Raw genomic sequence first — 21,286 nt, 5'->3', positions numbered from 1 at the left:
AGCTGAGAAAATGGCGAAATTGGTTTTATACTCAAGCCAATGACATATTATGAACATCTTATTGTTCACTTGCTGCTGGTATTTCCACATCTGCCTTAGGTTCATCCTGAGCTATATCTTTATCTATTTTTTGCTCGTCGTTTTGTATATTTGTCTCATCCACGGCTTGAGCACTTTGGTTTTCATCTTTTACTATCTCATCAATTTTTGGCAGAGCCATTACCTCTTTAAAGGCAGATATCACAATACCGCGACGCATCATAACTTTGTAGATAATTGCGGAACGATTAATAACATATTTTTGGTTTCCAAGAGGATTGTATTTGATTGGATTTGGAAGGATTGTGGCTAGTCGTGCTGCCTCTTTTGCGTTAAGATTTTTCGCACTTTTGCCGTAGTAGTGGCGAGATGCTGCCTCTATGCCAAAAATCCCATCTCCCCACTCTGCGATATTTAGATATATCTCTAAAATACGGCGCTTTGAGAGGCTTTTTTCAATTCTGTATGTGATAATTGCCTCTTTAACCTTACGAATAGGGTTTTTACTAGGAGAGAGATATAGATTTTTTGAGAGTTGTTGAGAGATGGTGCTACCACCTGCAAGCACCCCTTTTTTTATACTCCGCTCTATTGCATTTTCCATGCCTTTAATATCAAAACCATCATGTTTGTAAAAACCATCATCCTCGGCAATAAGTACAGCTTTTATAAGATTTGGAGAGATATTTTTTATACTAACCCATTTTTGGTTAATCTTTATATCTCTATTTTCATTTGCCCACTCAGCAGTGCGGTATTCCATAAATGCTGTAGGAATTGGGTTGTTTGTCTTAAGAGAATCTACTGATGGATATACAAAGTAGCGAAGAATATCCAAAAGCATAACGATAAAAATAACAAAAATAACTCTTAAAAAGATTTTCATATTACTCCACTTTTTTGAAAGGATAGCATATATTGCTTTATTGAAAATAACATGTAATAGTAAATTTAACTGTTATAATATAAGCGATTTTTTTAAAAAAGGTTTACCATGAAAAAGAGTATATTTATTTGTTATCTTCTTGCTTCATCTGTTTTTGCCCTAACTCTTTTTGCACAGGAGGAGTATTTTGCAGATAAAAGTAAAATTTCTCTAAAGACAACAGATGCGCTAGAGATAGGAGTTCAGAGTTATTGGTATGAGTATGAAGAGAAAGTTAATGGGGCCTTTTTTATGTCAAACAAGGGTAGTAAATATGGAGCCTCGCTTACTGGGACCAAGAGTTTAGGAAGCGACTATTTTATTATTGGAGATGTCCGTTATGCAACTGGAAATGTCGAGTATAAGAGTGCTTCAGGAACAGGAGATGTAAGTGATAATATGTACGAAGTTCGATTAGCTGCAGGAAAAGAAGTGGTTGTTGATGGTTATCTTCTTTCAACTTTTGCTGGTCTTGGATATCGTCGTTTGGACAATGATTTAAGAGATTTGGGGAGTGGCGGATATAGAAGAACTAGCCAATATCTCTATCTGCCTATCGGTGTTACACATCGTTTTATGATTGACAATTCATCACGCATCTCCACTACAATCGAGTATGATTACTTGTTAAAGGCTGAACAAAAGAGCTATCTTTCTGATATAAGTCCTGCCGATGCAGCGCTTTTTGGTGATCCCGTAAATAAGCAGAAGAGTGGCTATGGAATTCGTGCAAGCACTGCATACGAAGAGAAATATTGGTCGGCGGGACTCTTTTTTAACTACTGGAAAATAGATGATTCAGAGATAAATTACTATGGTGTATGGAGCGTTATGGAGCCAAGGAATGAGACAAAAGAGATAGGAGTTCAGTTAAAGTATCGTTTTAACTAACAAGACATGGTATTAGTTATGATCTGCTAGTTCTCTTAGTAGCATAGCCAACTCTTTTGTTTCACTATATTTATTTGCAGCATCAAGCACATATTTTAGTGTTAGCGGTATATCTTTTAGGTAGCCATCTTTGGTGTCCCGGATGGATAGGCGAGAAAATACACCGAGAACCTTTATGTGTCTTTGAAGTCCCATGAAATCAAACCATTTTATAAATGTCTCATCATTAAAGCTTAACCCTTTTTTATCTCGAAACTCTAACGCGAGTTTTTTTATCTCTTGTTCATCAAAAGAGATATAACAATCTTTTAAAAGTGAAACTAAATCGTATGTAATCGCCCCACTCATGGCATCTTGATAGTCAATCACACCGATTTTACTCTCATCATAAAGCATAATATTTCTTGAGTGAAAATCGCGATGCACAAAAATGCCCTGAGGTTGCTCAAGCACAACTTTGGAGATTGCTTTGAGTGTTGTTGCGATTAGTTCGGCTTGAGAAGCAGTTAGTTTTACACCTAAAAGTTTTTCTAAATACCACTCTCTCATCAAATTCATCTCTACATGTAAGAATTTTTCATCATACAGCGGTAAATCAGTTGTATCTGTATTTTGCATATTCATGATGGAGTTAATCGCATTTGAATAGAGAGTTTTATAGTTGGCTTGAGTTAGTATATTTAAGTAGTGTATATTGCCAAAATCCTCAATTATTAAAAATCCATCTTCTAGGTTTTCTAGTAAGATTTTTGGTGCATTAATATTTGCGTTTAAAAGTCTTGTTGTTATGTCCAAAAATGGTTTTAGCGAGTATTTCTCTAGTGATGAATCCATTAAAAGTACACTATCGCTACCATTTTTTAATCTATAATATTTTCTAAAACTAGCATCGGCAGATGCAATCTCTACGCTATGGTTTTTATACTCTGTTTGAGATAACCACTCTTTTATCTTATTCATAAATACACCCTAAAATGGAATTTTCTCTAGCCCCTGTAACGGATTTGAGATTTACGCTCTCTTTGTGGATTCGTTTATACGCAAGCCACGCAAATGCCATAGCTTCCATAAAATCACTATTTACACCATATTTATTACTAGGCGAGACTTCAATATCTCTCAGATAAGCGCGGAGTTTTTGCATAAGAGCTATGTTTTTAACTCCACCACCACAAATGATTGCCAAATCAGCCGAGCTTTTTTTCACCTCACTGACTATAGTTTCTGCAGTGAATTCCAAAAGTGTGGCTTGAATATCTTCATCTATCAGATGCCCAAACCCTTCTAACTTTTTTTCTAACCATTTTTCATTGAAATACTCACGACCAGTGCTTTTTGGAGGCTCTTTTTGAAAGTATGGATCACTTAACATTTTGTTTAGCAAATTAGCATCCACATGTCCACTTGATGCCCACTCTCCGTTTTTGTCGTAAGTTTTGTTTTTTCTCTTGAAGATCCACAAATCCATTAAAACATTTCCAGTACCGCTATCGTAGCCGATAAGATTTTCTCCTAAAATGGTGATGTTTGAAAATCCACCAATATTTATAACAGCTACCTTACGAGCTAATTTTGAGAACATCTCTTGATGAAAAGCTGGAGCAAAAGGAGCACCTTGACCGCCAAGGGCTACATCTTTTTGTCTAAAATCGCTAACAACACTAACACCTGTTTGTGCTGTTAGTATGTTAGCGTTACCCAGTTGCATAGAAAATGGATACTCGCCAAAAGGCTCATGCCAGAGGGTTTGACCATGCAAACCGATAGCTCTAACACTCTCTTTTTTTATGTTATTGTGAGTCATAAAAGCTGTTGTTGCGTTAGCATATAATTTGCCTAAACGAGCATCTATTTGACCTATGACTCTTAGCGTTGTTTGGCCATTGATGGCATTTAAAATATCCTCTTTTAGTTTAGCATCAAAAGGATATTCAGCTGAAAATATCAACTCGCACGAGTTTGAGGTAACATTGCAAAGTACTATATCTAAGCCGTCTAAACTCGTTCCAGACATTACACCAATGTATAGCTCACTCATTTTTGCCTCCTAGTTGTACTATAGAAAATGCCACAGCAGTTGCGATAACCATTTGCCATGAGAAGCTGATATTAAATCCAAGAGTGTATGGCTGAAGTGCTAAAACGGTAAAAAAACCACCAGCTAGACCAAGTAAGACAGTTGTTTCGTTGCCGCGTTTTGTAAAAATGGCAGAGAAGTAAACTCCTAAAAGTCCAGTGTAAGCAAACGCCATAACACCAAGAGCAAACGAGATAAGAGGAAGGTCGCTATATCGCTGCCAAAAATAGCTAACCATAGCCATAAGCGATAAAATCAGGGCAAAAAATAGCACAGAAAATCGTGAGACTTTAACAAAATGCATATCATCTATTTCTCCCTGTTTTAGCTTCCACGGCTTGTAAATATCTTCAACCGCGACAGATGCCATGGCTGCAAGCACTGAACTTGTACTGGCAAGTGCTGCTGCAACGGCTCCAACAGTAACCAAACCACGCAGACCATCTGGCATCTCATTTAAGATGTAGTACATAAAAACGGTAATTTTCTCACCATTGAAACTTTGAACAACACCACTTTTTAGGTAAAAAAGATATAAAAATACACCAATAGTTAGAAAAAGAAGTACGACTGGAATTGTTATAAGGATTGAGAGAATAAGTGATTTTGTTGCCTCTTTTTTGTTTTCACAACACAAAATTCTCTGAGCCATATCCTGATCTAAGCCAAATGCAGCGATGTTAAGTAGAAGCCAACCACTAAAGAGTCCGATAAGGCTAAAATTACCATCAAGTGAATTATCTATAAAGTTTAGTTTATTGTTTGTTTGGAGTGTCTCTATGATTTGGATATTTCCTAGTGAGTAGTAGAGAAAAACTAAAACCGCAACACCTGCCCCTATATAGACAGTTGCTTGAAAAATATCACTCAAAACTATGGAGCGAATACCACCAAAATAGGCGTAAGCAAGGGAGCCCAGCATTAGAACAGTTATGGAGATAGCTACATGAGAGAATGATATATCGCTGAACAAAATCATAGAGATAGCGATTGCGCCAATGTAGAGTCTGGCTCCACTAGCAAGTACTCGCCCGATGAGAAACATTATCCCAGCGCCTCTTTTTGCCCTCGCTCCATATCTTTTTTCTAGCAACTCATAAACTGTAATTGCTCTCATCTCGTAAAATTTTGGGATAAACACAACTGCTATAAAAATGACAGCAATTAAAGCCGAGAAGTAAAATCCTATAAATGTAAAATCTTTGGTGTAAGAGTACTCCGGAGCGCCTAAAAATGTGGCGGCTGATTGGGAGGTTGCAAGAACTGAGATAGCAACGGCAAACATAGACAGAGAGGTTGAGCCTAGAAAATAGTCTCTTGAAGTCTTTATTTTAGTACGGCTTAGATATATGGATGAGGCGATTAAGATAAAAAAATAGGTACCAAAGACTAACCAATCAAGAGCTGAAAAAGCGCTGTGTATCATGGTTTTTTTAATTTTTTAAGAAGAAGTTCTACTCTTTTGTTTGAATCTTGAATTCTCTCAAATGGTATCGCTCCGCTTTTGATTTCACCTAAAATAACCTCTACTAGTTTATCGGTATCCACAAAACCCAACTGATTGCCAAAAAGTAGCATATCAACACCAGAATTTATGGCAAGTGCCACACTCTCTTGCAGTGAAAAAGAGCTAGAAATTGCACCCATTTGCATATCATCACTGATGATAACGCCGTTAAAGCCAAGTTTTTCTCTCAGCAGTTTTGTGTTTGTGTTGTATGAAAGTGTCGCGGGGTATTTTGCATCAAGATTTGAGTTAAAGACATGAGCTGTCATTATCATGTCGGCATCACCGCTGTTTATGAGCGTTATATATGGTTCAAGTTCAACCGTGCTCCATGTTTTAGAGATATCAACGGAGCCTTTGTGTGAATCATCAAGCGAAGAGCCATGCCCTGGAAAATGTTTTAAAACAGAGATAATCTGCTTATTTTTTTGCGCATCCATAAATATCTTTGCGTATCTAGTAACCGTTTTACCATCACTTCCATAAGAGCGATTTAACCCATAGATTACCTTGTTTTCTGGGTTTAGTGCCAAATCAACAACCGGAGCAAAATTGCAGTTTATTCCTGCTTCATGAAGTGTGTTTGCTAGAGCTGTATAGATATTTTTTGTCTCATAATCCGAGAGTTCTGATACTACTTTGGCTGAGGGAGTTGCCCCAAATCCATAAGCTGGTTTTAGTCTTGTGACTTTTCCTCCCTCTTGATCCACAGCAATAAGAAGAGGTTTGATTGCAGATGAGTTAAGTGTTGAGGTTAGTGATTTTAGCTGTTCTGGGGAGCTTATGTTTTTTATTTTTGTCTTGTCATTGTAAAAGCGGTCAAAAAGTATAACACCGCCGAGTTCGTAATTTTTTATATCTTTTATGATTTTGTTGTTATCGTTTAAGCTCTCACCCTCAAATCCGACAACAAGCATCCTGCCAATCATTTTTTTGAGCTCTCCATCATCTGGAAGATTGGCTGCTCCTAAGATTTGGGCGTAAAAAAAGAGAGTTAAAAAAAGTGTAATTTGTTTCAAAAAGATGCCTTGCTTGGTTTTGTTAATTACCTCTAGAGCCTGGTTTTATAGCTTCGCTACCGCTTTTGCAAAGAGGACAATCTTCTGGTGCATACATTTCGAATTCAAAGTCATCAAGTGCAAAAAATGGTATATTTTGTGGAAGTTTGCAGTTTGGCTTTGTTGTAACACTGCTATTTTCGCGTTTACAAAAACCACGATTTGCTAGTGCGGCAACACCAACTATCACTCCGCCAAAACTCTCTACAACTGCCGCTGCTTCCATAGCAGAACCGCCAGTTGTGATGATATCTTCACACATCAAAACTCTCTCGCCCTTACTCACCTCAAAGCCACGGCGGATAGACATTTCACCACCGACTCTCTCAGCAAATATATAACGACAATCAAGTGCTTGAGCAAGCGCAAAGCCAGCTATAAGCCCACCAAGAGCAGGTGCACAAACTGTATCAATCTTAAGTCCGCTCTCTTTTATTTGCACAGCTAAAGCATCAGCTAAAAGTTTTGCAGTTTTTGGATCTTCTAAAACTTTTGCAGATTGAAGATAAAATTGTGAATGATTTCCACTGCTAAGTTTAAAATGCCCCTCTAAAAGTGCGTTAGCGTCCATATAAATTTTTTTAACATCCATCTTTAAACCTTTAGTATTTCTGCTTCTTTTGTTTTTAAAATAGTATCAATTTGTGCAATATATTTATCTGTGGTTTTTTGTATGTTTTCTTGAGCAGATTTAGATTCATCGGTTGTTATAATCTTATCTTTTTCAAGTTTTTTTATCTTGTCATTTGCATTTTTTCTATCATTTCTTACTGAAACTTTTGCAAACTCCCCCATTCCTCTCATCTGTTTTGCAGATTCTTGTCTCTGTTCAACAGTCATGGCTGGAAAAAATAGTTTGATTTGATTGCCATCGTTATTTGGATTTGCTCCAATATTTGCTTTTAGTATCGCAGAATCAATAACAGATAAAAGATTTTTCTCCCAAGGGTTTATAACTATTGTAGTAGCATCTGTTGCTATGATTGAGCCAACTTGATCAAGAGCCGTCATAGTTCCATAATAGTCAATTTTTACATTATCTAAAACAGATGTTGTAACTTTTCCAGTTCTGAGTGTTTTAAAATCTCTAAGCATATGATCAATGCTTGATTTCATATTTACTTCACACTCGTTATGTATCTCTGTTAGCATTTGTTTGTCCTTGTTTGATGAAAATAGTGGCGTAATTGTAGCGAGAAATATTTAAAAAAAAGAAGAAATAGCTGCAAAATGCAACTATCTCAGTGGTGTTGTAGGGTTGTTTTTTGGAGCGACTGGAGCTGTTATGTTTGTTGATTGGACCATATTATCAACAACCGATGATGAAGAAGCTTTTGAGTAAACATACCCAAGAGCGATTGTGTTAGCAACAAATAAAAACCCAATAAAAAAAGTTGTTTTTGATAAAAAGCTAGCTGGACCTTTTGCCCCAAAAACAGAATCATTTGAGCCACTATATGCACCAAGACCGATGCTTGAGCTTTTTTGAAGAAGTACTGCTATTACTAACATTACGACTAGAATTATTTGAACTATAAGTAAAAAACTAGCTGTCATTGTATATCCTAAAGTTTTAAAAGTTGCGAATTGTACCCAAAAAATAGTCTATTACAAAATAGTGTTAGCTATTTTAGAGCTTTAGAGAATTTAAAAGAAATAGTCGATAAAATTTGAACATCTGTATTTTACAAATAAAAAGGAGCCGTTTTTGAATCAATGGATAGTAAATTTTGCCTATTTTCTAGATTCTTACGCTCCTTATTGTAAAACAAAAAAATTTATCTATAACATTTTAGAAAACAACAAATATCCATATAAAAAATATTTTGATTACTTGATGATGCTTATGGTTATCCTTAGTATCTATATCCTTATCCGCCATGTAAAGCATGAAGTCTCTTCCTCTTGGGTTTTTTTTAACAACTATATCATCTCTCTGTTTTTCTTGTGCGAATATATTTTACGACTATGGGCATATAGTAATAATTCTAAAATTATTATTGAGCAGTACGAAAGCGATCTCTTTTTGCACCGAAAATTTAACCTATCAGCCGCTATAAAGACAATCACCAAGCAGAAGATGGCTTTTATAGTCTCTCCTGCGGCAATTATCGACTTGCTCGCCATCATGCCATTTTTTCACGAATTTAGAGTTTTTCGTGTATTTATCCTTTTTCGGGTTCTAAAAATCTTTCGTTACGCAAAAGGGGTGCAACGACTAATCTCAATACTCTCCTCCAAAAGGTTTGAACTGCTTATACTAGGTATGATTACTATGATTGTTATTGTTGTTTCATCGGTTTTAATCTATGTCATGGAAGCAACAAATCCCAAATCACCGATTAACACTCTTTTTGAAGCGGTTTACTGGTCGGTGGTAACAATTTTTACCGTTGGATATGGAGATATAGTTCCGATTACTCCAGAAGGAAGAGTGGTTGCGATGCTTGTAATTGTCTCTGGTATCGCGGTTATCTCATTTGCAACATCAATCGTAGTGTCAGCTTTTACTGAAAAACTAGATGAGATTAAAGAGGATAGACTCATTGATGATGTGCGAGGGATGGAGAGATTTTACCTAATATGTGGCTATTCCAACCTGACTTACGCCGTTGTGGAGCGCTTTAAAAAAACAAACAAACAGATAATAATCGTTGAGACGGACCCAGTTAAAATCAAGCAGGCGCAAAATGAGGGAATGGTTGTTTTAAATTTTGACTCAGCATCACTTCACGCTTATCACTCGATGCAGATTCATCTTGATAAGCAAGTTATTGCCGTGATACTGCTACAAGAAAGCGATGTGGCAAATATCTATACGGCGCTAACAATCCGCGGATTAAGCAAGCATGTGCCGCTGTGTTCAGTTCTTCACTCACCAAAAAATCGTAAAAAACTCTCTCTTGCGGGGATTGACCAAGTTGTAAATCCACATGAGCTAGTTGGGATAATCAGCAGAAGAGTAGGAACTCAACCGGTCGTAGTAGATGTTATACATGCCTTGCAGTCTGGGCATGGCGGAACGATTGTTGATGAGATTGTGTTAGATAATGATATGTCGGAGCGTTTTTATGAGTTGCTTCTTCATCCGCTGTTTTATAGGCGTTTAAGCATGCTTGGGATTTATCAGACTAGGTTAGAGAATTTTGTTTTTAACCCCGATTCAAGTTTTAAGATAATTTCAGGGGATGTGGCAATAGTGGTTGCAAATCACTCTTTAATTAGTGAATTTCGCAATCTTTTACACAAAAAGAGGGTTTTATGAGTTTGTATAGTGCTGCTATATTTGGTTTTAATGAGTATGCTCATCAGATTATAAAACACGCGGGATTGCAGTATAAAAATATTGCTATATTTGTAATTAGTGAAGAGGAGAAAATAGCGGCTCTTCAAGCTGGATATAGCGCAGAGTTGATTGACTTAAGTGACGATTGGGATGAGATTCAAGAGCGCTTTAGTATGCAGAGACTTGTTGTTTTTTGTGCTTTAGCCGATGACGCCGAAAATGTTTTTTTGACTATCTCTTTGAGAGCAACCTTTGAGCATCTGCATATTATAGCGTTGGCTCAAAACGCCGAAAGCGTTCTTAAGATGAAAAGCGCTGGTGCAAATAAGGTGCTACCAAGCGTTGAGATTGCCGCAAATATTATCTTTGATATGCTTGAGAAACCAATTGTCACAAGGGTGTTGCATAGTGTAATATATGAAGATAATCTGTTGAATGTGATAGAGGTTAAGCTAGGAGAAGACTCATTTTTATGTGGAAAATATCTAAACGATATCTATTTTAGACGAGATTATGATGTTATTTTACTGGGCATCGTAGATCAAGAGCTAGGAACAAGTTTTAACTTTGCATCTAAGGGGCTTAACCACCACATAGATGCAGGAGATATTTTAGTTGTTATGGGTTATCAAGAAAAATTAGATGAGTTGATTAGAGTTGTAAGAGGAGAGAATAATGGTTAGAGTTGGAGTGATAGGCGCCGGTAAGTGGGGAGAAGCACTAGCTTTTGCGATGAGTGAGAAAAATGAAGTAGTTATTACTTCTCGCACCCCAAGAGATTGGAGTAACTTTAAAACACTAAGTGAAGTTTTGGAGTGCGAATATCTCATTATAACTGTTCCTGCGCAAGAAATCGGAGAGTGGTTACAAAGTAATTTTATTTTTTCTGGACAAAAAGTTTTGGTAGCATCAAAAGGGATTGAAGCATCAAGCGGAAAGTTCTTAAATGAGATTTATGCAGCTTATTTGCCAAATGAAAATCTAGCTTTTCTCTCAGGTCCATCATTTGCATCGGAAGTGATTAGCTCGCTCCCAACTGCGCTTGTCATAAATTCTGTTTCATCGTCCACAGCAGAGGAGTTTGCCGCACTGTTTCCTAGTTTTATCCGAACATATCTAAGTAGAGATGTGATCGGAGCAGAGATTGCTGGTGCGTATAAAAATGTTATCGCAATTGCGGCAGGGATTTGTGAGGGTTTAGCGCTTGGACATAATGCGGCGGCGAGCTTGATATCGCGAGGATTAGTTGAGATGGAGCGATTTGGTCGCAGCTATGGGGCAACAAGCGAGACTTTTTTAGGACTTAGTGGAGCAGGCGATCTATTTTTAACGGCAAGCTCTTCGATGTCACGAAACTATCGCGTGGGACTTGGTTTAGCACGAGGAATGAGTAAAGATGCCGTATGCACTGAAATAGGAGAGGTAAGCGAAGGCATAGGAACGGCTTACGCTCTTCATGAGATTGCAAGGCAAAAAGGCATCTATCTTCCTATCGCGGCAGAGGTGTATGCAATTTTGGAGGGAAAACCCCCTAGACAGAGCTTGAAAGATTTGATAGAGAGATAAGGTATAATTTCAAAAAATCGGAGAAATCATTGAGTTTTAAAAATATAGTTATTGCACTTACAATTTTTCAACTATTTATTACAAATCAAATTTTATACGCATCAAGCCAAAAACCGCTTGTTGCAACTAGTACATTTTCACTTTATGACATCACAAAGCATATCGCAATGGACAGGGTTGATACTTATATGATTTTGCCAGTTGGCGTGGATATCCATAGTTATGAACCAACCCCAAGAGAGATGATTAAACTATACAAAAGTGATTTAGTTATTTATAGCGGGGCAGGGTTGGAGCCTTGGATTAAAAATTTTGAGTTTAAAAAAAGAGTTATAAACATGAGTTTGTATGTGAAACTAATAAAACTAAAAGAGGACAATGAAGGGCATGGACACCATCATCATGACTCTGAAATGGACCCACACTACTGGCAAGATTTGCAAAATATGATAAAAGCGACAGAGCAAATCACAAAAGAACTTGCCGCATTATCCCCACAAAACAGAGAGTTTTATGCAAAAAATAGAGACGCTTATGTGACGATGCTTAAAAAACTGGATAGTGATTATAAAAGCAGACTCAAATCATGTAGGCTTGACACAATCATAGTCAATCATAATGCTTTTTCATACCTCTCAAACAACTACGGTTTTAGCGTTAAAGCTCTAAGTGGTTTTTCCACAGAAGTCCAGCCAAGCGCCAAAGATATGGCTGCTTTGATAGAATTTATAAAAAAATATAAACAAAAAACTATTTTTTTTGAAAATTTTACAAGTGATAAAGTTATGAAAAGTATTGCAAAAGAGGCTAAAGTCGGAGTTTGGGTTCTTCAGCCACTAGAAAATATTACTGCGGATGAAGTTGTAAAAAAACTGAGTTTTGAAGATATTATGAGAGACAACTTAACTAAAATTTCAAAATCATTAGAGTGTAGATGAAGTTTAAAATCCCAATTTTTGATATAAAAAACTTAAACTTTAGTGTCAAAGGTCAAAAGGTTTTATCGAATATCTCTTTGGAAATTTTTAGCTCTGAGTATATAGCCATCATAGGCCCAAACGGTGGCGGAAAAACAACACTTATCCGAATGCTTTTGGGATTAGAAAAGCCAACAAGTGGCGAGATAAAAATCTTTGGCAAAAAGTTAAATGATTTCAAAGAGTGGTATAAAATAGGCTTCGTTCCACAGCGAGCATCACATGTGGACTCCTCTTTTCCTGCGACTGTTTTAGATATTGTTAAGATGGGGAGAAGTTCACAAAAAACTATTTTTTCATCATTTGGTGAGCAAGACAGAGCTTTAGTTCATGATGCGATGGTAAAAATGGATGTGCTAGATCTGAAAGATAAGATGATTGGAACGCTTTCAGGTGGGCAAAGACAGAGGGTTATGATTGCAAGAGCGCTCGCATCAAAGCCAGAGATTTTGATTTTGGATGAGCCAAACACTGGCGTAGATATGGCGTCGCAAAAAAGATTTTACGCACTTCTTAGAACGCTAAATCAAGAAGAAAAAATTACTATTGTGTTTATAACTCACGATGTAGGCGTAATAGCGGATGACATAGCGAGACTTTTCACCATAAATCAAAAAGCTATAATCTGCAACAACCCAAAACAGACACTGAGTTGTGAGGAGATGAGCACGCTTTACGGTATAGATGCACATCTACTTCATAATCACAAGCATGAGCACTAAATGTTAGAGATGTTTGAGTACGATTTTATGCAAAGAGCTTTTATCGCTGGGATGATCATTGCCACGCTCGCTTCTATAAGCGGTACATTTGTTGTTCTTCGTCACTATTCCATGATAAGCGAAACGCTTGCTCACTCAGCATTAGTTGGTGTTGCCGTTGGTTTGGTTGCTGGATTCAACCCTTTGTGGATGGCGGTATTAGTTGCCATAATCTCCGCTTGGCTTATAGAGTATCTTAGAAGTGAATTTTCACTCTATAGCGATGCGGTCCTTGCAATTTTACTCTCAGGCTCTCTTGCAATCGCAGTTATAATTGTCTCATTGGGAGGAGCTTTTAACAACTCTCTCTTCTCCTACCTTTTTGGTTCAATTCTCTCTGTGAGCATAGAAGATGTCTATACAATTTCCATTTTTGGAACCATTGCGCTTACTTCACTGCTACTTTTTTCAAAAGAACTTTATTTTATAGCATACGATGAAGAGGTTGCAAAAGTTAGTGGCATAAAAGTGAGACTTCTAAACTTTCTGTTGGTTAGCGTCGTTGCAGTAATCATAGCTCTCTCCATAAGAGTAGTTGGAAGTTTACTTATAGGTGCACTTATGGTTATCCCAACTATCTCAGCGCTTCAATTTAAAGTAGGTTTTTTAAAGACGATAATCATCTCTTTGGTTATAGCGCTTCTTAGCGTTGGCTCTGGTATGACACTCTCGTTTTACTTCTCTCTTCCATCAGGTGCAACCATAGTTTTATGTGTACTAACAATTTTCATAGTATCTCTGCTAATAAACAGAAAATGAAAATAAGCTCAGAGTTTTCTAAGTTTGCACCAGAGTATGGGAGTTACAACACCATACAAAATCAAGTGCTAAAACATCTGCTGGGCAAGATAGTCAAAAAACCAAAACAAATCCTAGATTTAGGCTGTGGAGATGGTGGTGTCTGCAAGGCGATAGATTGGGAGTATGAACACTTTGTTGGAGTTGATTTTGCGCCAAAAATGTTAGAGTTGCATCCAAAGTCACAAAAGATAGAGTGTGTATATGGGGATTTTGGCAATGAAGTTTTTTTTGAAACTCTACTTGCATCCAAATATGACCTTATTACCTCGGCATCCGCCTTGCAATGGGCAGCTGATTTAGAGGCTATTTTTAAAAATATCAAAAGGTTAGATGCACCGATTGCTTTGGCTATTTTTACGGCAAACACCTTTAAAACTCTAAATAAGACAGCATCTATAAGTTCCATGCTAAGAAGTGCAGACGAGATAGAAGCACTTAACAAAAAATACTTTGGTGCAAATTTTGAACTTCAAAGTTATAAGTTAGAGTTCAAATCCACTAGAGAAGCGTTTAGGTACATAAAGAGAAGTGGAGTTAGCGGAGCAAGGAGAATATTAAGCTATAAAGAGAGTAAAAAGCTCTTAAATGAGTATCCTCTAAGTTATCTGGAGTTTGAAGTGGTTTTTATCTGCTCTTGTAGTATATAAACATCATCATCTACTTTTATCTCTCCGCCTGAGATGACTTTAGCAAAAATTCCTCTATCGTTTTTTAGAAGCGTCGGTATCTTTACATCTATAACCCCCAAGTGATTACATATTGTACACTGCTGGGATATTTCTAAAATGACATCGCCAATTTTTATTTTTGTTCCAATCTCTAAATTGTATGGATTAAAATCTAGAAGTATATTTTCACCAAGATAGCCAAATGGCATCTCTATACCATATATACTGACTAGATTATAGCTCGCAGTTGAAGCAATAAGAACTGATCTTTGAGAGTTTTTGTTATGAAACTTATCTTCAACAACACCACCACCATCTAAAGCAATAACCTCTCTTTCGAATCTATCAGAGGTTCCTGATTGTGAAATAAAAAGCTTTAAAACTTTGTCAACTTTGTGATCTGTCATCAATTAACCCTATTATTTTTTTATTAGAAATCTTAACATATTTTAAATTATTATTAATTTCACAAATAAGAAATATAATTCATATCAATGTGTAATAATAGCAAAAATGTGAGAAAATAATTATATTCTAATATTTTTTCTTGATAGTTTAAGAAAAGATGATATATAATCATCACATTGCATTTTGTACTATGCATATAAATCTTGTACTTTGCATACTATAAAAATAGAAGGAGGTAGGTATTAAATGAGTAAAATTTCTGAAAATAGTTTAGAAACAACTACAAACGCAGAGCAATCTAGTAGAAGAGAATTCTTCAAAAGAACTGCTGCTTATTCTGTGAGCGCTATCGCTGCTGCAAGCATATTGGCGCCTGCTAAATTATTGGCCGATGATGAAAATATCGTTCATCATACAAAATGGGGAACAACTTTAGGTGATGAGCTTAATAAGCATCCATATGGAATCCCATCTGCTTATGAGCATAATGTTGTAAGAAGAACTTCAAGTCTTATGTCATCCGCTGGAGATATGCATGCTGCTGTTTCAATGTCACCAATCCATGAGTTAAGTGGTATTATCACACCAAACGGTTTGCACTTTACTAGAACTCACAATGGTGTTGCACATGTTGATCCTAACAAATACAGACTTATGATTCATGGTCTTGTTGAAAAACCAATCGTTTTAACTCTTGAGCAGTTAAAAAAATACCCATCTGAGAGTAGAATTCTTTTTATGGAGTGTCCTGCAAATGGTGCTGCTGAGTGGAAAGGTCCTCAATTCAACTCTTTACAATTTGTAAAAGGTATGATGAGTAATGCTGAATGGACTGGTGTTCGTTTGTCAGTAATTCTTGATGAATTAGGCCTTAAGCCAACTGCAAAATGGATGCTAGCTGAGGGATCTGACGGTTCAGAAATGAGCAGAACTATTCCAGTTGAAAAAGTTTTAGATGACGCAATGATTGTCTATGCTCAAAATGGTGAAGCTCTTCGTCCAGAGCAAGGCTATCCTGTTCGTTTGATGCTACCAGGTTGGGAAGCTAACTTATGTATTAAATATCTTAAGCGTTTAGAATTCGGTGCGGAGCCTTGGTACTGTAAAGAAGAGACTTCTAAATATACTGTTCTTACAAAAGATGGTAGAGCAATCCAACACTTTTATCCATTAGAAGTAAATTCAATCATAACTAGCCCATGTCCTGAAAAACCATGGTCAGACCTTAAAAAAGGTGATTTGGTGGAAATTGAAGGACTTGCTTGGAGTGGGCATGGAACTATTAAAACTGTAGATATATCATTTGATGGTGGACAAAACTATGTTGAAGCAAACCTAAAAGGTCTGATTCTTCCTAAATCTTGGACTAGATTCTCGTATATGTACAAATACGAAGGTAAGCCACTACTGTTACAATCTCGCGCTATAGATGATGCTGGATTTGTTCAGCCTTCAGTTACTCAAGAAAAAGATATTATTGGTGTTGAGGGTGTTTATCACAGAAACTCAATTTGTACTTGGGAAGTTAGACAAGATGGTTCAGTTCATAATGTTCAAGTTAGAACAGACAATTGTGCAAGTAAATAAGGAAGGAGCATAGATTATGATTAAATTAAATAATAAATTAATTGTTTTAGGAGCTTCTGTAGTTGCTAGCACTGTTTTGTTTACAAACTGTTTTGCTGCCACAACAAGTGCCGATAAATCAAAGGTAAATCCTGCTGCCGCAGGTGTGTATAGTCCAATTAAAAATGCTTTGGACGGTGGTGTTACTTACAAGAGAGCGAATGGCACATATGCTGCATATCGTTACAATACACAAGCTACTAAAGGTGTAAATTTTGGTAGAACACCAACTGCTGCTGAGTTAAAAGCTTGGGATACAGATATTATGCCAGATGGTACAGGATTACCAGAGGGTGCTGGAACTCCTTCAGATGGAGAAGCGCTTTACGATAAAGACTGTGCTGTTTGTCACGGAGAGTTTGGTGCTGGCGGCAAAGGTTATCCAACACTAACAGGTGGAAGTGTAGCTTCACTTAAAAACCAAAGAACTTGCCCAGGCAAAGATGCTCCAAATAGAACTATTGGCTCATATTGGCCACAAGTAAGTACTCTTATTTGGTATATTCGTGATGCTATGCCGTACGCACATCCAAAAAGCTACTCACCTGACCAAATGTATGCTGTAACAGCTTACTTATTGGCTCAAAGTGAAATCAAGATAGATGGCAAAAAAATGGATGATGATTTTGTTTTAGATAAAAAGTCAATCATGAAAATTGTTATGCCAAATCGTAATGGTTTCTATCCAAATATTGATGGAGCAAAAGGTGTTGAAAATGTAAGAGCATTCTTCAAGAATCCTAAAAACTTTGGTGCAGTTGGTACTCGTTGTATGAAAAACTGTCCAAAAGAATCTGTTGCAAAAATTGTAAATGAGATTACTGCGGTTGTTCCTGCATACTCTGTAGTAAGAGATTTACCAAAAGAAGATGCATCTAAAGGCGGAGCAGTTTCTGAGGGTCAAAAACTATATGATGCTTCATGTGCTGTTTGTCATAAAACAGATGCTATGGGTGCACCACCTGTTGGAGACAAGAATGCTTGGGCTAAAGTAACAGCAAAAGGCATGGATAAGGTAAATCACAATGCAATCAATGGTGTTGGTGGTATGCCACCAAAAGGCGGCGCAATGGACTTAACTGATGCACAGATGTCAGAGATTGTTAATTATATGGTAGAATCTAGTAAGTAAAAGCTTACTAGATTTACTCACATTAAAAAAAGGAAAAAAAATGCAAAGAAGAAAATTTTTAACTTTAGGTGCAGTAGCTGCTGCTGCAACAGTATTACCAGTTGGCTTAAGTGCTACGGATTTCAGAGCAACTAATGCTAGCGCATGGGAAGCTCCATCAAGCAAGGAAGCTATTGAGGCACTATTTGGAAAAGGTGCTATGATTGAAGGCAAAATTGAGATTAAAGCTCCTAAATTAGCAGAAAACGGTGGTGCTGTGCCAATCGGTATCAAGTCAGATATAGAGTTAACAACTGTTGCTGTTTTTCAAGATGCAAACCCTAGAAGTGCTGTAGTTGTATTTGAATTATATGGTAATAAAATAGACCTTATGACTAAAATCAAAATGAAAAAAACTGCTGAAGTAACTATTGTTGCAAAAGGTGCAGATGGTAAATTATATAAAACTGCTCAAAAAGTAGAAGTTTCAATTGGTGGTTGTGGAGGTTGATTTAAACCCCTCAATAATTATCGTATAAGTCAATAAAATAAAAATAAAAATAAAAGGATTATTATGAAAGTAAAAGCAACTTTAAAAGGCGATTCTGCAGAAGTTAAGATTATGGCAGAGAGTTTGATGGCAGGTAAAGAAGAAGCAGCAGCAAAAAAATTGCCAGCTGAAGAATATATTACTCATATTACTGCGAAATTAAATGGAAAAACTGTGTGGGAGGCTTCTACTGGGCCATTCCTATCAAAAGATCCTTATTTCAAATTTGATATAAATGGTGCGAAAGCTGGTGATGAGATTGTTGTTGACTCTGTTGACAATAAAGGTAAAAAAGATACAGGAACTGCTAAAATTAAATAGATTTTATCCCCTATTTTGGGGATATTATTAGCTGATCTTACGCACTAAAATTTAATTTGAGTGCGTAAGATCAGCTATTAAGCGTAGATTTGAATTATCTAAAACTAAAAAACAAGTCTATTCTTTGAAAAAATAAATCACAAAAGGAGATGTTATGATTAAAAAGATATTAAGTCCACTGATGATTTCAGCAATTGCTCTTTTGTCTATTACAACTGTAAGTTCAGCAAGTGATAATAAAGCAAAAGTATCAAAATCAAAAAAATCAACTAAAGAGTTCCAGTATAATTTAGTGCCAAAAAAAGTTAGTGATAATGTATGGTGTTTCTTTGGGGCATTAGAGGCACCAACAAAAGAAAATGCTGGTAATATGTCAAATTCTTGTTATATAAAAGCAGATAGTTCATATATCTTGTGGGATACTGGTCCTTCGTATGTATATGCTAAGCAAGCCTACGCTGCAATGAGTAAAATTGCAAAATTACCAGTTTCAACTGTAATTTTAAGTCATGAACACGATGATCATTGGTTAGGAAATAATTATTACAAAGAAGTTCATAATGCAAAACTAATTGGACCTGAGTCAATAAACAAAAACTATAAAGTTGGTCAAACTGATACAAGAATGTTTCAAACTCTTTCGGAAAACGCTATAAGAGGAACAAAAATTATTCATGTTGATGAGTGGCATAAAGAAGGTATAAAATTCAAAGTAGATGGTGTTGAGCTTGAGTACGTTGCTGTTGGTAATGGACATTCTGCTGAAGACTTCTTTATGTATATGCCAAAAAATAAACTTATTTTCGCTGGAGACTTGGTTATGAATGGTAGAATTACATCAAATAGAGATGGTTCTGTTTTAGGCCAACTTAAAGCGTTGGAGATGATTAATTCAAAAGAATGGAATACTCTTATTCCAGGGCACGGATTTATAATCAATAAGACTGCTGCGAATGAATCTGTTCAATATTTTACTTTAACAAAAGATAGAATCTTAGAAGCAATGAAAAATGGTATAGATAGTACAGGTATAGTTGAAGCTGTTCCACTTTTAGAATTTAAAGATAAAGCAATGTATAAATTGTTAAATTCAATAAATGTTTCAAGAGCATACGACGAATTAAGTTTTTAAAGTAGTGATATTTGGCTTTTGTGCCAAATATCTTTTTGTATAAAATAATCATATTTTCAATAATCAAATCGTAATTTTTTTTACTTCATATAAAATATACTACTATTATTATTTTTAGTTTTGAAAGAATAAAAATTTGTTAATATTCTTTAAATAGAAATCTTCATAAGTAACTTCACCAAAAAATATCCTTTTCGATTGTATAGAGCTCATATCTAATCTGTTTAAAGTTTTCGCTATATTCAGCATTGCTTAGTTTATAAAGCTCTTCAAGTACTCTTGAAGACTCTTGAGCTCTTTTTAAATTAGCAATAATTATGTCATTAATATCAACACGATCTAGTTCGCTTTTTGTAGTTTTTCGAAGAACATCATTTATACTATCTCTATATTTTAATAGCTCAATTGTCTCTTTGATTTGTGATTTGTGCCGTAGTAGTTTTAATTTTGAGGCGATTGCTTTATTGTTATCTTTGTAGCGGAGTATATCTTCAACAACTCTAATCCCCTCTTTGAGACGATTTAAATTTGCATCAATCACCCGATAAAGTTCGGGTGAGAGTTGACTAGTCATCATTTCCAAATATTCCAAGCAGTTGAAGAAGAGCTGTAAATATATTTAAGAAATCTAGATAAAGTGCAATAGCTCCATCAATTGGAGTTTCGTAAGCACCTCTAATGATATTTTGAGTATCATAAGTAACAAGTATGCTAAACAAGATAACAACTGCGCCTGAGATAACTATTGACACTAGAGGGCTTCCCATAAATATATTAATTATAGAAAATGCAATAATCACAAATAGCGCAATCATCAAGGGTTTTCCATATCCGGAAAAATCTTTTGTCGTTTTAATTGCATAAAAACTCATAGCACCAAAAATTACAGATGTCATCATAAATGCATTGCCAATAATAACTCCTCCGCCATGCATACCAAGTGTACGAGCCAATAGTGGTGCCAACATTAATCCCGTCATAAAAACAAAACCAAACATAACAGCTAGATTAATCCCAGGCTTATGTTTTACAAATTGTAAACCTATTAGTAAACCTATTTCTAAAATAACTAAAGGCCAGAAGTATGATACAATCGCTCCTGACAAAGGTACTCCAACATAGGCGCCAACTGCTCCTGCCATCATAGAAGCAGCAAACAGCTTATATGTTTCCTTCACAAAAGATACTATTTGAGTATCACTTTTTGCAGCATTTCCATAGGTGTATTCCCCACCTCTTGCATAATCACGATCATAAAGTCCCATTTTTTCTCCTTCTTAGCATAGTGCTATCTCTTTATAGATATGAATTTTATTATATAAAGGGTTAATAGACAGCAACATTCCCAATTCCCCCCACCAATTAAGCCCTCTCTAAGCAACTCTTACCTATAATTCCCATCCACAAACAAAGCGACCTAAAGTTTAGGTTTAACGCTCTAAAAGAGCTGAAATTACTTCGTTTGAGATCATTGAAAACTAAGCAAGTAAATAGAACGAACGACTAATAACTTTTTCAAAAGTTGTTAAGTTTTTTATTCGTAACAAGTTTACTTAGAAATAACTAATAAATAACAACAACC

General features: G+C 36.1%; 24 protein-coding genes. 13 read left to right on the top strand and 11 right to left on the bottom strand.

Annotation, left to right across the window (positions count from 1 at the left end; all coding sequences use genetic code 11):
* Nucleotides 1-58: 58 nt before the first annotated feature.
* On the bottom strand, nt 59-925 hold the full coding sequence (gene mtgA, locus PHV22_RS06470; RefSeq protein WP_299946520.1) for a monofunctional biosynthetic peptidoglycan transglycosylase: 867 nt from the start codon (nt 923-925) through the stop codon (nt 59-61).
* A gap of 108 nt (nt 926-1,033) precedes the next feature.
* Between mtgA and PHV22_RS06465 the strand changes: the two genes are divergently transcribed.
* A complete protein-coding gene (locus tag PHV22_RS06465; protein WP_295022401.1) occupies nt 1,034-1,855 on the top strand; it encodes a hypothetical protein in 822 nt (273 codons plus the stop codon).
* A 12-nt stretch (nt 1,856-1,867) separates the two neighbouring features.
* On the opposite strand, the gene PHV22_RS06460 is transcribed toward PHV22_RS06465, so the two are convergent.
* The 7 genes from PHV22_RS06460 to secG all read right to left on the bottom strand — a co-directional run bounded on the left by PHV22_RS06460 (nt 1,868) and on the right by secG (nt 8,054).
* Nucleotides 1,868-2,815 carry a phosphotransferase gene (locus tag PHV22_RS06460; RefSeq protein WP_295022399.1) on the bottom strand — a complete coding sequence of 316 codons (948 nt, stop codon included), beginning with the start codon at nt 2,813-2,815 and terminating at the stop codon, nt 1,868-1,870.
* The gene (locus PHV22_RS06455) at nt 2,808-3,893 is read right to left on the bottom strand and encodes an anhydro-N-acetylmuramic acid kinase (RefSeq protein ID WP_295022397.1); all 1,086 of its coding nucleotides are present in this window, start codon (nt 3,891-3,893) and stop codon (nt 2,808-2,810) included. Before PHV22_RS06455 ends, PHV22_RS06460 begins: the two co-directional genes overlap by 8 nt.
* On the bottom strand, nt 3,886-5,358 hold the full coding sequence (locus PHV22_RS06450) for a sodium:solute symporter (protein ID WP_295022395.1): 1,473 nt from the start codon (nt 5,356-5,358) through the stop codon (nt 3,886-3,888). Before PHV22_RS06450 ends, PHV22_RS06455 begins: the two co-directional genes overlap by 8 nt.
* Nucleotides 5,355-6,458 (bottom strand): glycoside hydrolase family 3 N-terminal domain-containing protein, encoded by a 1,104-nt coding sequence (locus tag PHV22_RS06445; RefSeq protein WP_295022394.1) that lies wholly within the window; start codon nt 6,456-6,458, stop codon nt 5,355-5,357. Before PHV22_RS06445 ends, PHV22_RS06450 begins: the two co-directional genes overlap by 4 nt.
* A gap of 22 nt (nt 6,459-6,480) precedes the next feature.
* The gene (gene pyrE / locus PHV22_RS06440; RefSeq protein WP_295022392.1) at nt 6,481-7,089 is read right to left on the bottom strand and encodes an orotate phosphoribosyltransferase; all 609 of its coding nucleotides are present in this window, start codon (nt 7,087-7,089) and stop codon (nt 6,481-6,483) included.
* A 2-nt stretch (nt 7,090-7,091) separates the two neighbouring features.
* On the bottom strand, nt 7,092-7,649 hold the full coding sequence (frr, locus tag PHV22_RS06435; protein ID WP_295022390.1) for a ribosome recycling factor: 558 nt from the start codon (nt 7,647-7,649) through the stop codon (nt 7,092-7,094).
* An 84-nt stretch (nt 7,650-7,733) separates the two neighbouring features.
* Nucleotides 7,734-8,054: a preprotein translocase subunit SecG gene (secG, locus tag PHV22_RS06430; RefSeq protein ID WP_299946514.1), complete on the bottom strand. Its 321-nt coding sequence runs from the start codon at nt 8,052-8,054 to the stop codon at nt 7,734-7,736.
* Nucleotides 8,055-8,205: 151 nt separating this feature from the next.
* Here secG and PHV22_RS06425 point away from each other — a divergent pair, with 151 nt between their 5' ends.
* The 7 genes from PHV22_RS06425 to PHV22_RS06395 are packed head-to-tail and all read left to right on the top strand — an operon-like array spanning nt 8,206 to nt 14,535.
* Entirely contained in the window at nt 8,206-9,762 is a 1,557-nt protein-coding gene (locus PHV22_RS06425; RefSeq protein ID WP_295022387.1) for an ion transporter, read from the top strand.
* Entirely contained in the window at nt 9,759-10,466 is a 708-nt protein-coding gene (locus tag PHV22_RS06420) for an NAD-binding protein (protein WP_295022385.1), read from the top strand. The genes PHV22_RS06425 and PHV22_RS06420 overlap by 4 nt, the downstream gene beginning before the upstream one ends.
* Nucleotides 10,459-11,349 (top strand): NAD(P)H-dependent glycerol-3-phosphate dehydrogenase, encoded by an 891-nt coding sequence (locus PHV22_RS06415; protein ID WP_299946509.1) that lies wholly within the window; start codon nt 10,459-10,461, stop codon nt 11,347-11,349. Before PHV22_RS06420 ends, PHV22_RS06415 begins: the two co-directional genes overlap by 8 nt.
* Before the next feature lie 29 nt (nt 11,350-11,378).
* Nucleotides 11,379-12,287: a metal ABC transporter substrate-binding protein gene (locus PHV22_RS06410; RefSeq protein WP_299946506.1), complete on the top strand. Its 909-nt coding sequence runs from the start codon at nt 11,379-11,381 to the stop codon at nt 12,285-12,287.
* A complete protein-coding gene (locus PHV22_RS06405) occupies nt 12,284-13,048 on the top strand; it encodes a metal ABC transporter ATP-binding protein (RefSeq protein ID WP_295022380.1) in 765 nt (254 codons plus the stop codon). Before PHV22_RS06410 ends, PHV22_RS06405 begins: the two co-directional genes overlap by 4 nt.
* Nucleotides 13,049-13,846: a metal ABC transporter permease gene (locus PHV22_RS06400; RefSeq protein WP_299946503.1), complete on the top strand. Its 798-nt coding sequence runs from the start codon at nt 13,049-13,051 to the stop codon at nt 13,844-13,846.
* The gene (locus tag PHV22_RS06395; protein ID WP_299946500.1) at nt 13,843-14,535 is read left to right on the top strand and encodes a methyltransferase; all 693 of its coding nucleotides are present in this window, start codon (nt 13,843-13,845) and stop codon (nt 14,533-14,535) included. Before PHV22_RS06400 ends, PHV22_RS06395 begins: the two co-directional genes overlap by 4 nt.
* On the opposite strand, the gene PHV22_RS06390 is transcribed toward PHV22_RS06395, so the two are convergent.
* Nucleotides 14,490-14,963, bottom strand: a complete 474-nt coding sequence (locus PHV22_RS06390) for an MOSC domain-containing protein (RefSeq protein WP_299946497.1) — start codon at nt 14,961-14,963, stop codon at nt 14,490-14,492. The genes PHV22_RS06395 and PHV22_RS06390 overlap by 46 nt on opposite strands.
* 247 nt (nt 14,964-15,210) lie before the next feature.
* Between PHV22_RS06390 and soxC the strand changes: the two genes are divergently transcribed.
* The 5 genes from soxC (at nt 15,211) to PHV22_RS06365 (ending at nt 19,704) form a co-directional block, all read left to right on the top strand.
* Entirely contained in the window at nt 15,211-16,551 is a 1,341-nt protein-coding gene (soxC, locus tag PHV22_RS06385) for a sulfite dehydrogenase (RefSeq protein WP_299946495.1), read from the top strand.
* Between the two features lie 16 nt (nt 16,552-16,567).
* On the top strand, nt 16,568-17,722 hold the full coding sequence (locus PHV22_RS06380; protein WP_295022373.1) for a c-type cytochrome: 1,155 nt from the start codon (nt 16,568-16,570) through the stop codon (nt 17,720-17,722).
* Nucleotides 17,723-17,762: 40 nt separating this feature from the next.
* On the top strand, nt 17,763-18,212 hold the full coding sequence (locus tag PHV22_RS06375) for a thiosulfate oxidation carrier protein SoxY (RefSeq protein ID WP_295022371.1): 450 nt from the start codon (nt 17,763-17,765) through the stop codon (nt 18,210-18,212).
* 63 nt (nt 18,213-18,275) lie between these two features.
* A complete protein-coding gene (gene soxZ, locus PHV22_RS06370) occupies nt 18,276-18,572 on the top strand; it encodes a thiosulfate oxidation carrier complex protein SoxZ (protein ID WP_295022369.1) in 297 nt (98 codons plus the stop codon).
* A 154-nt stretch (nt 18,573-18,726) separates the two neighbouring features.
* Nucleotides 18,727-19,704 (top strand): MBL fold metallo-hydrolase, encoded by a 978-nt coding sequence (locus tag PHV22_RS06365; RefSeq protein ID WP_295022367.1) that lies wholly within the window; start codon nt 18,727-18,729, stop codon nt 19,702-19,704.
* Between the two features lie 175 nt (nt 19,705-19,879).
* On the opposite strand, the gene PHV22_RS06360 is transcribed toward PHV22_RS06365, so the two are convergent.
* On the bottom strand, nt 19,880-20,278 hold the full coding sequence (locus tag PHV22_RS06360) for a thiamine-phosphate pyrophosphorylase (RefSeq protein ID WP_295022950.1): 399 nt from the start codon (nt 20,276-20,278) through the stop codon (nt 19,880-19,882).
* Complete coding sequence (locus PHV22_RS06355; protein WP_295022365.1) at nt 20,271-20,969, bottom strand: Bax inhibitor-1/YccA family protein; 699 nt, start codon at nt 20,967-20,969, stop codon at nt 20,271-20,273. The genes PHV22_RS06360 and PHV22_RS06355 overlap by 8 nt, the downstream gene beginning before the upstream one ends.
* Nucleotides 20,970-21,286 lie beyond the last annotated feature (317 nt).

Origin of the sequence: Sulfurimonas sp. (genome assembly GCF_028713515.1) — a bacterium.
Lineage (GTDB): Bacteria > Campylobacterota > Campylobacteria > Campylobacterales > Sulfurimonadaceae > Sulfurimonas.
This window is presented reverse-complemented; position numbering and strand designations above follow the sequence as displayed.